This is a genomic window from Variovorax sp. P4_D9 (assembly GCF_056401695.1).
The window spans coordinates 1-7,818 of the sequence record NZ_JBFUIU010000431.1; the positions used below are offsets into that span (position 1 = coordinate 1).

Sequence of the window (7,818 nt, forward strand, 5' to 3'; positions counted from 1 at the left end):
GATCTACCGCGAGTCGGGACTGTTGGGCGTGTCGGGAATCTCGAGCGACATGCGTGTCCTGCTCGAATCGAACGAGCCACGGGCGCGCGACGCCGTCGACCTGTTCGTCTATCGCGTCGGACGCGAACTCGGGGCGCTGGCCGCGACCCTTGGTGGCATCGATGCGATCGTCTTCACGGCCGGCATCGGCGAGCATGCGGCTACGATCCGCTCGCGCATCTGTCGCGACGCCGCGTGGCTCGGCGTGGAACTCGACGATGCGGCGAACGAGGCGCGCGGGCCGCACATCAGCACGTCGGCGAGCCGGGTCGCGGCGTGGGTCATCCCGACCAACGAGGAACTGATGATAGCGCGGCACACCCTCGAGCTGCTGGGACATGCACGCCAACGCGAAGCGACAGGAGCAGTGGAATGAAACTCTGGATCGAAAACGTCGCGGCCGACGTCACAAGCGACGAGCTGAAGGCTCTTCTTCACAAGTACGGGGGGCCGGGATTCGACGCCATGCTGCAGGTGCCTGGGGATGGCTCGCGCCCCGGGGTCCTGCTCACGTTCGAAAGCGCCGGGGCCGAAGTGCTGCATCGGTTGGCCGGTCGCCTGAACGGCCTGTACTGGAAGCGCAAGGGGCTCGCCGTGCACGTGATGCTCCACTAACGATAGTGGCCGGCCGCCGTCCCTTGCGCGATGGTGGCGACCGCCGAGGCAGGAAATCCGAACATGTCCCAAGCTGGATCGCCTTGAACGAAGAAGGGATCTTCCGGGCCTATCCCGAACTCGGCGGCAGAGCGCAAGGCGCGGCAGGCTGGTCCCAGTGTCCCGGAGGGTCGTCCTCAAGAGCTACAACACGCAACGGCTCGGGTGCGCGCGAAGGGCATCGTTCAAGGCCCGCCACTCGATCGGCGGCGTCGTAGGCGCACCGCACCGCGCCGTCGCCGTGTTCGCAGGCGTGATCTGCACAAGCGCTATTGCGGCGACTGCGGCAGAGATCAACGAAGGTATGGCCAACGCGACGATCAGACGGGATGTCTTGGGAATGACCCACATGTCGGCTTCGGCGTACCTCATGGTGTGCTCCTTCCGTGGCGTTCGCTCAATCGACGGCCTGGACGCTGGGAAACGCAACCTCGCGACCCATGAGGGCGCGCGCGAAGAAGTAGTTGTTCCAGGCCCGTTCACTCATGCGGTCGAGATCGACGTGGCCGGCGCTTCAGTGTCCGTCCCGGTTGTCGCCCCGCGATGTCAGCGCCACCGCTCGCACTTGTCAATTGACATCGATGCGTGGCAGATGCGAACTTCGACACACACGCCGACGCGAAAGGTGAACTTGAAGAAGCGGACGCGCTCAACCCTCCAGCGCAAAGCGATCGGCCCGGGCCGCCTCGAGCACCGCGGAGAAATCCTCGGCTATCGCTTCCGCGGGCGTGGCGCCGTGCAGCCAGCAGTTGGCCTCGTCGAACCATTGCGCAAGCTCTTGGTCGTCGAAGCTGTCGCCGAGCTGCGCAATCACCCGGCCGACGCTCGGCAAGACGTCATGATTCTTCAGGTCGAACTGGAACAGCGGCAACATCAGCTGCGACCCCAGCGTGAAATGGACCACCTGCCGATCGACGATCCAGCGCGCGACCACCGAAATCGGCTGGACCCACCGCTTGCGCAGCAGCGCGGCGAGCGCGTCGTCCGTCATCACGCCGCCGGTCGTGCGGAAGGCGCTCAGCAAATTCGGCAGGGCCTGCTCCGTGCACATGCGACACGACCTGGTCGCCGACGTCGCGGACGGGGCTGCGGGCCGGTCGCTGCAGGGCATGGATTCCACGAAACCGAGCATTGCGCAGCGCAGGGCGTTGACGATCGGCATGAGGCCTTCCTTGAGCGGTTGTGCATCAATTGATGAAACGAAACGGGTGCCGAGCCCGCGGTCTCCCGGGGCTCCCGGGCGCCCGTTTTCTCTTGTGCGTTCGACCGGATCAGCGAACTGCTTGCCGCGTAAACGAAACCTTCGGCTTGTAGTATTGAGCGGGGATTTGATCGCGGTAGAAGGCCCAGCGGTACAGGTTGGCGAACGGGTCGTGCGCCTTCGTCACGGCCTCGGCACGAACGGCGCTGCGGTCTGCAGTCGAGGTGAACTCTTGCACGCCAGCACCGGCAGCTTCCGAATACTGGTCGCCGGCGCGAGCGGCTGCAACACCTTGGATGGCCACTGCGGCGCGGCTGGCGCCGGTGGTCAGCGCGTGCACGCCGTCGTAGGTTTCGGCGTGGGAAGCGCCGGCGACGGCGGCAACGGCGACGGGGATGGCGATGGCGGAGAGGAGCTTGGTGGCGTTCATTCTGGGCTTCCTTGATTCAGAGGTATCGGGGCATTGCAATGCCTCAATGCTATGTACCCAGGCCCGCCCAATGAAGTGAGTAACGCGTGACTAGCGCCGCACCGTCGAACGTCGATCGCAATCGTTTTCGAGCTTTCTCGAACTCCATCAATGGGATGAACGCCATCGGTAACGGCATCGATGTGAATACGAAGGGGCTTCCCACTTACAGGCAACGGCATCGAGTGCCAAGATTGACGTGCTTGGAAGTCAATCTGCAAACCTTTGAAGGGGAAGTCCCATGGACAAATTTACACGTGTCGGCGTCGATTTGATCGCCGGGTCTGTGCAGCAGCACACCAAGGGCCGTCACTCTCGACGATGGCCTTCAGTATCTCGGCGAACTTGAAGTGGCGCGTGATCGGTTGCCTTGCATTGATGCGCCGGGCCAGCAAGCTCGGCCTGAGTGCCGTCGATGCTGTTGCCCAGGATCCAGCCGCCAGTTGTGCTGTGCGAGTACATGCCCTTGCGGCAGGACTCGCAACTCCCGTAGGCGGTCATGCACGAGATCAGCACCCTGTCTCCCGGCTTGAACGTGGTCATGCCGGGGCCCACGGCGTCAACGACGCCCCTCATGGCCGAGCACAGTGCCAGAGGTGACCCCGAAAATCGGAACACAGCGATAAGTGGAAACTCTGCGACATCAACCCGGGCCTGAGGCCCGAGAAAGCAGGAAGACCATGAGCAAGAGACCGCGCCGGAACCACTCACCACTGTTCAAGGCCAAGGTGGCGTTGGACACCATCAAGGGCGAGAAGACGCTGGCGGAGTTGGCCAAGCTGCACGATGTGCACCCCAACTCGAAGACCTGCGCGTTGCGGCGATGAGCGCCTCGGCGCGCGGCAATGCGCAGATGCCGGGCAAGAAGGTGCGCCAGAAGGCCGCCCTCAACCGCGGCATCCTCGACGCCGCCTGGGGCGAGTTCAGGTGCCAACTCGAATACAAGCTGGCTGCGCACGGCGGCCAGGTGCTGGCCGTGAACGCGGCCTACACCAGCCGCACGTGCCGCGTCTGCGGACATGAGGCGGCAGAAAGCAGAAAGAGTCAGGCGCTCTTCGCCTGCGTGGCCTGCGGCCACACAGAGCATGCGGACGTCAACGCCGCAAAGAACATTCTGCCGCGGGGCATGCGGTCTGGGCTACTTCGTCGAAGCCCGCTGCCTGTGGAGGGGTGGCTAGACGCACGGCGTCCGCAAGGACTAAGCACGCAGCCCCTGCGAAGCAGGAACCCACCGAAGGAGTGGCCCGTGCGTAAAGCGCAGTCCGCCTCAGCAGGAATCCTCGTCCTTCAGGGCGGGAATGACGTCAAGCATCACTCGAAATGACGGAACGAAGCGCAGCTCGATGAAGTTCGGGCCCCACCCGTTCTCACAGCGCCGCCTCGACGAGTCCGCCGGCGTGCACCGGACGTGGCCTTCCGTGCTCGCCGATCGCGACGTAGGTCAGCGTGGCCTCGGTCGCCTTGACGGCCTGCTCGGCCGCCTGCGGCCGCTGCGCATAGACCTCTACCGCCACGGTGATCGACGTATTGCCGATTCGCGTGACATCGGCGAAGAAGCTGAGCAGATCGCCCACGTGGACGGGGTGCTCGAAGACGACCTGGTTGACGGCCACGGTGGCGATGCGCCTGCGGGCCAGTCGCTTGAGCAACACCGAGCCGGCGAGGTCGAGCCGCGCCATGACCCAGCCGCCGAAGATGTCGCCGTTGGCGTTGATATCGGCTGGCATGGGGATCTCCCGCAGCACGAGCTCTTTGTCGGTGGGGAGCCCTGGAAAGGATTCGGCTTTGCTGTTCATACGGAGAATCAAGGGTTGGAAGCGGCAGGATTCACGGTGTGGTTTCGGGCGAGTTCAGCGCGGCCGGACGACTGTTGCGGATATTTCCGCCGCGGACGTAAATGACGAAGTACACCAGCGCCACGAGCATGCTGCCGCCCACGATGTTGCCGGCGATGACCGGCACGAGGTTGTGAAGCGCGTCGGCGATGCCGATCGGCGCCCCGAGCAGCATCGCCAGCGCGAAGTAGTACATGTTGGCAATCGAGTGCTCAAAACCGGCGGCGACGAAGGCCGTTACGGGAAACACGATGGCCACCACCTTGTCCGTGACGCTGCGGCCCGCGTACGCCATCCACACCGCCATGCACACCAGCGCGTTGCACAGCACGCCCCGCACGAACGCCTCGGTCGGCGGCAGCTGCACCTTCCCGATGGCGATGCGCAGCGCTGCGCGGCCCACCAGGCCGTCGTTCAGCGCGGCGCTGCCCGACAGCCACAGGAGGATCGCCAGGGCGATGCAGCCCGCGAGGTTGGCGATGAACACGACGATCCAGTTGCGCAGGACCTGGCCGGCGTCGACTCGGCCGTCGGCCCACGCCATGACGAGCATGATGTTGCCGGTGAAGAGCTCGGCGCCCGCGATCGTCACGAGCATGAGCCCGAGGCAGAATGCGATTCCGCCGACGAAGCGAGACGCGACGAAGCCGAGACTGCCGTCGCTCGCCACCATCGTGTACGCTAGCGCGCCGAGTCCTATGAAGGCGCCAGCCAGCATGCCGAGCAACCACAGGGACAACAGCGGCAACTGCGCCTTCACGATGGAGAAGGCCTCCACTCGGCCGGCAATTTCCTTGGGAGAGTAGGCGTCGAAGCCGCCGTGGCTGATCGGTTCTTGCATGCGCTTCAGGCCATGATGTGCAGGCCACCCTTGTCGTTGAGGTAGGTCAGCGCCAGTTCGGCGCCGAGCTCGCGGAACGCGCGCGCGCAGCCGTGCGCGATCGAATGCTCGTTCGCGATGCCGACGACGAGCGCCTTCGCGCCGCGCAGCAATGGGCAGGGATCTCGTGTGTTCATTCGGTTGCTCGTGATCGGACGGTTGCGGATTGACGATGGGCTTGGTGTTGCAGCGCATCGTAGGAAGTCGCGCAAGTCGACGGGAGTGAGATCGAGTGAGTCACGTATCGAGGCACCGCACGGCGAGAGCCGGGCCGGGCGATCAGCATATCGCGCGTAAAGTGTCTAGACATCGCCGCAGCACGGAGCGCGTTAAACCGGATCGACTTTTACCCCCTCGAACCCTGAAGCTGTGCCTCCAAGGAAGAGGGGCTAAATTGGAAGAATTTCTTAATATCTGCCCCGTCCATTGGCGTTTCGATCCATGGCGCATGTGCTACGTCCACCGGTTGGAGCGCTGCCTGGTGAATGGATCGAATCGAATCTATGGACGCGTGCCCGTCCAAAGAAGTGAGCTACGCGTGACTAACAGCCGAACGAAGCCTCGACAAGATCAAGGCCGGCGTGGACGCGCTCAAGCGGCCCGGGCGTGACGAGATCGGCGTGCGAGTGGGAAAGGTCAACCAGTACAAAGTGGCCATGCACTTCGAGCCAACCATCGACAGCGACGCCTTCACCTACGTGCGCCGACGCTGCGCGATCACCGCCCAGGCGGCGATGGACGGCATTTGCATCATCCGTACGTCGGTGAGCGCGGCGCAGTTGGACTCGGCCGACTGCCGTGCGCATCTACAAGGCGCTGGCCACCGTCGAGCGCGCCCTCGCGCTCCTGCAAGACATCAAGCCGTAAAAAGAAAACTTGCTCGCCAAGTCAAGCGAGTGCTTGAACCACGAAGGTATCTCGTCCGCCGCTGCGGGGAACTTCGGTTTGACCCAGCCGGCCTGACGGGCACTCATCCGCTCGCCCCCGGCGCGTAAAGCCGCGCGGACACAGGCCATGGTCGATCAGGTATTCGCAATAGCTCAGCTCAGCCTGGTCGCCATCGAGTCGCTCGAGCAGTTGGACAAATCGGCTGGAATCGCGCACGCGATCGAATCGGGCATCGCCGCGAAGCCACACTGTAGCGTGTTCGCGGCGGGTAACTGCCGCTTCCAACTCGTCCAGGCACCGGGACTCGTCGCCGACGGCTGCCGCGAGCGTCGCATGAGCGAAGTGGGTCGCGTCGCTGCCCCCGTCTTTGAGCAAAGCCGAACCCCGCTGCGGTTCRCCGAGCCATGCCTGCAGTTCGGCACGCGCGAAAATCAGATCGGGGCACTTGCCGGCGACATGCCCGATTTCAGCGACGAAGGGGCGCGCTGCAGCGTGCTCACCTGCGAAGACCTGGGCGAGCGCCAGGTAGAACAGAGCCTCGAAAGACCGAGGGCGCGCATCCTTGTCACACCCCCTGGCCACGAGGGCGTCGTAGCGTCGGGCGTGATAATGACTCCTCACCTCGACGATTTCCTGATGCACGGAATACGGCTCCAACTCGCGCGCGGCACAGAACATCGCGGCGGCCTCTTCGTGGCGTCCGACCAGGGTCAGGTGCTTGCCGTACAAGCGCGCGGCGCGTGCGTCTTCGCCGAGGCCCAGCGCTTTCTCGAAGTTGGCCTCGGCCGCCATCCGCCCTCTTTCGAGCCAGCACGAGATCGTCGCCAGCGCCACGTGCGCCTCAATCGATTGCGGGTCAATCTGCAATGCGCGCAATGCGGCCGGCTTTGCGGCGCCGAGTGCAATCGCGCGGCTGACCAGCCCGAGGCGGTACAGGTCGCAATAGGCGTCGGCGACGCCCGCATGGCCGCGTGCGTAGTCCGGAGCAGATCGGCAAACGCTCGAGAAAAGCTGCAGCGCGACGCGCAGGGCGTCGGGCGTCTGCTCGTCGAGGAGCTGTCGGGCACGCAAGACCGTCGCAAGGGTTTCCACGGCGTGGGGACCCGGGCAGCCGTCGAAGCGGACGCGCCCGAGCACGGCGGCGCAAATTCGCCGACGCATTGCCACCCCGTCGAGGCTGGGCGCAACGAAGCGCTCGGTCCACAGAACGAGGCCCCGGTGATCGCAGAGCTCGATCGTCACTCCGAGATCTCCACCTGACCGGCATAACGCGCCTCGCAGCAAGCCATCCACGCCGAGGTCACCCGCCGATACGGCCTGCAGATTGTTTCGGTCCTTGTACTGCAGCGCGGAGACGTGCGAAACGGCCCGCAAGCCGGGCGATCGGGCCATGCCTGCCACCAATTCGCCGCCCAGGGCCTGTGCGAACACTTCATCCCCTGAGCCGGTGAGGACGCTGATCGGCATAACGGCGATTGCCGTGCCGCCCAACATCTCCAAGCTGCTGCTGCCGCCCGTCGTCGCCTCGGGAGGCTTCGCGCCGTCGTCAACCTGGTTCGCGACAAAGGTAGGAACGTAGCTGCCCGTCGGGAGGCTGATTGCGACGGGATGGAATCGGCCTTCACCGGCGTAGTACTCCTTCAGCTTGCGACGCAGGCGCGCCGCCTCCACCCGCACCGTCGAATCGATCTGCGGGTCATACGGCGGATCGCGGCCATACACGGCGTTGCCGATGACGGCTTCCTTGAGCGAGCGGCTGCCGCCGTTGAGCGTTTCTTCGACGACAAAGCGAAGAAACGCGACTAGGCGGACAGAGCCCGCGAACAATGGACTGCCTTGCAGACGCTCAAGC

Annotated in this window: 6 protein-coding genes and 5 pseudogenes; 4 read left to right on the plus strand and 7 right to left on the minus strand. The window is 64.6% G+C overall.

The features are described 5' to 3' along the window. A pseudogene (locus AC1DY5_RS33955) lies at window positions 1-415 on the plus strand (acetate/propionate family kinase); the annotation flags it as partial. Continuing rightward, window positions 412-654, plus strand: coding sequence for an RNA-binding protein (locus AC1DY5_RS33960; protein ID WP_478118680.1), 243 nt, complete (start codon window positions 412-414; stop codon window positions 652-654). The pseudogene AC1DY5_RS33955 and the gene AC1DY5_RS33960, both read left to right, overlap by 4 nt. 688 nt (window positions 655-1,342) lie before the next feature. Here the strand turns inward: AC1DY5_RS33960 and AC1DY5_RS33965 are convergent. The 3 genes and pseudogenes from AC1DY5_RS33965 to AC1DY5_RS33975 all read right to left on the minus strand — a co-directional run. Continuing rightward, window positions 1,343-1,855, minus strand: a complete 513-nt coding sequence (locus AC1DY5_RS33965) for a hypothetical protein (protein WP_478118682.1) — start codon at window positions 1,853-1,855, stop codon at window positions 1,343-1,345. A 109-nt stretch (window positions 1,856-1,964) separates the two neighbouring features. Beyond that, entirely contained in the window at window positions 1,965-2,324 is a 360-nt protein-coding gene (locus tag AC1DY5_RS33970) for an alpha/beta hydrolase (protein ID WP_478118684.1), read from the minus strand. A 417-nt stretch (window positions 2,325-2,741) separates the two neighbouring features. Then, window positions 2,742-2,987 (minus strand): annotated as a pseudogene (locus tag AC1DY5_RS33975) (alcohol dehydrogenase catalytic domain-containing protein); the annotation flags it as partial. Window positions 2,988-3,043: 56 nt separating this feature from the next. Between AC1DY5_RS33975 and AC1DY5_RS33980 the strand changes: the two are divergent. Next, a pseudogene (locus AC1DY5_RS33980) lies at window positions 3,044-3,163 on the plus strand (transposase); the annotation flags it as partial. 53 nt (window positions 3,164-3,216) lie between these two features. Next, a complete protein-coding gene (locus tag AC1DY5_RS33985; RefSeq protein ID WP_478118686.1) occupies window positions 3,217-3,687 on the plus strand; it encodes an RNA-guided endonuclease InsQ/TnpB family protein in 471 nt (156 codons plus the stop codon). A 43-nt stretch (window positions 3,688-3,730) separates the two neighbouring features. Here AC1DY5_RS33985 and AC1DY5_RS33990 read toward each other — a convergent pair whose 3' ends face one another. The 4 genes and pseudogenes from AC1DY5_RS33990 to AC1DY5_RS34005 all read right to left on the minus strand — a co-directional run. Beyond that, window positions 3,731-4,090 carry an acyl-CoA thioesterase gene (locus tag AC1DY5_RS33990; RefSeq protein WP_478118688.1) on the minus strand — a complete coding sequence of 120 codons (360 nt, stop codon included), beginning with the start codon at window positions 4,088-4,090 and terminating at the stop codon, window positions 3,731-3,733. A 100-nt stretch (window positions 4,091-4,190) separates the two neighbouring features. Beyond that, complete coding sequence (locus tag AC1DY5_RS33995) at window positions 4,191-5,039, minus strand: formate/nitrite transporter family protein (RefSeq protein ID WP_478118690.1); 849 nt, start codon at window positions 5,037-5,039, stop codon at window positions 4,191-4,193. Window positions 5,040-5,053: 14 nt separating this feature from the next. Continuing rightward, window positions 5,054-5,215 (minus strand): annotated as a pseudogene (locus tag AC1DY5_RS34000) (SDR family oxidoreductase); the annotation flags it as partial. A 751-nt stretch (window positions 5,216-5,966) separates the two neighbouring features. Beyond that, window positions 5,967-7,818: pseudogene (locus tag AC1DY5_RS34005) on the minus strand (hypothetical protein); the annotation flags it as partial.

Excerpts from the sequence above, each read along its gene's own strand:
- AC1DY5_RS33990 (WP_478118688.1), bottom strand. The coding sequence starts at position 4,090 with ATGCCAGCCGATATCAACGCCAACGGCGACATCTTCGGCGGCTGGGTC.
- AC1DY5_RS33970 (WP_478118684.1), bottom strand. The coding sequence starts at position 2,324 with ATGAACGCCACCAAGCTCCTCTCCGCCATCGCCATCCCCGTCGCCGTT.
- AC1DY5_RS33960 (WP_478118680.1), top strand. The coding sequence starts at position 412 with ATGAAACTCTGGATCGAAAACGTCGCGGCCGACGTCACAAGCGACGAG.
- AC1DY5_RS33985 (WP_478118686.1), top strand. The coding sequence starts at position 3,217 with ATGCCGGGCAAGAAGGTGCGCCAGAAGGCCGCCCTCAACCGCGGCATC.
- AC1DY5_RS33995 (WP_478118690.1), bottom strand. The coding sequence starts at position 5,039 with ATGCAAGAACCGATCAGCCACGGCGGCTTCGACGCCTACTCTCCCAAG.
- AC1DY5_RS33965 (WP_478118682.1), bottom strand. The coding sequence starts at position 1,855 with ATGCCGATCGTCAACGCCCTGCGCTGCGCAATGCTCGGTTTCGTGGAA.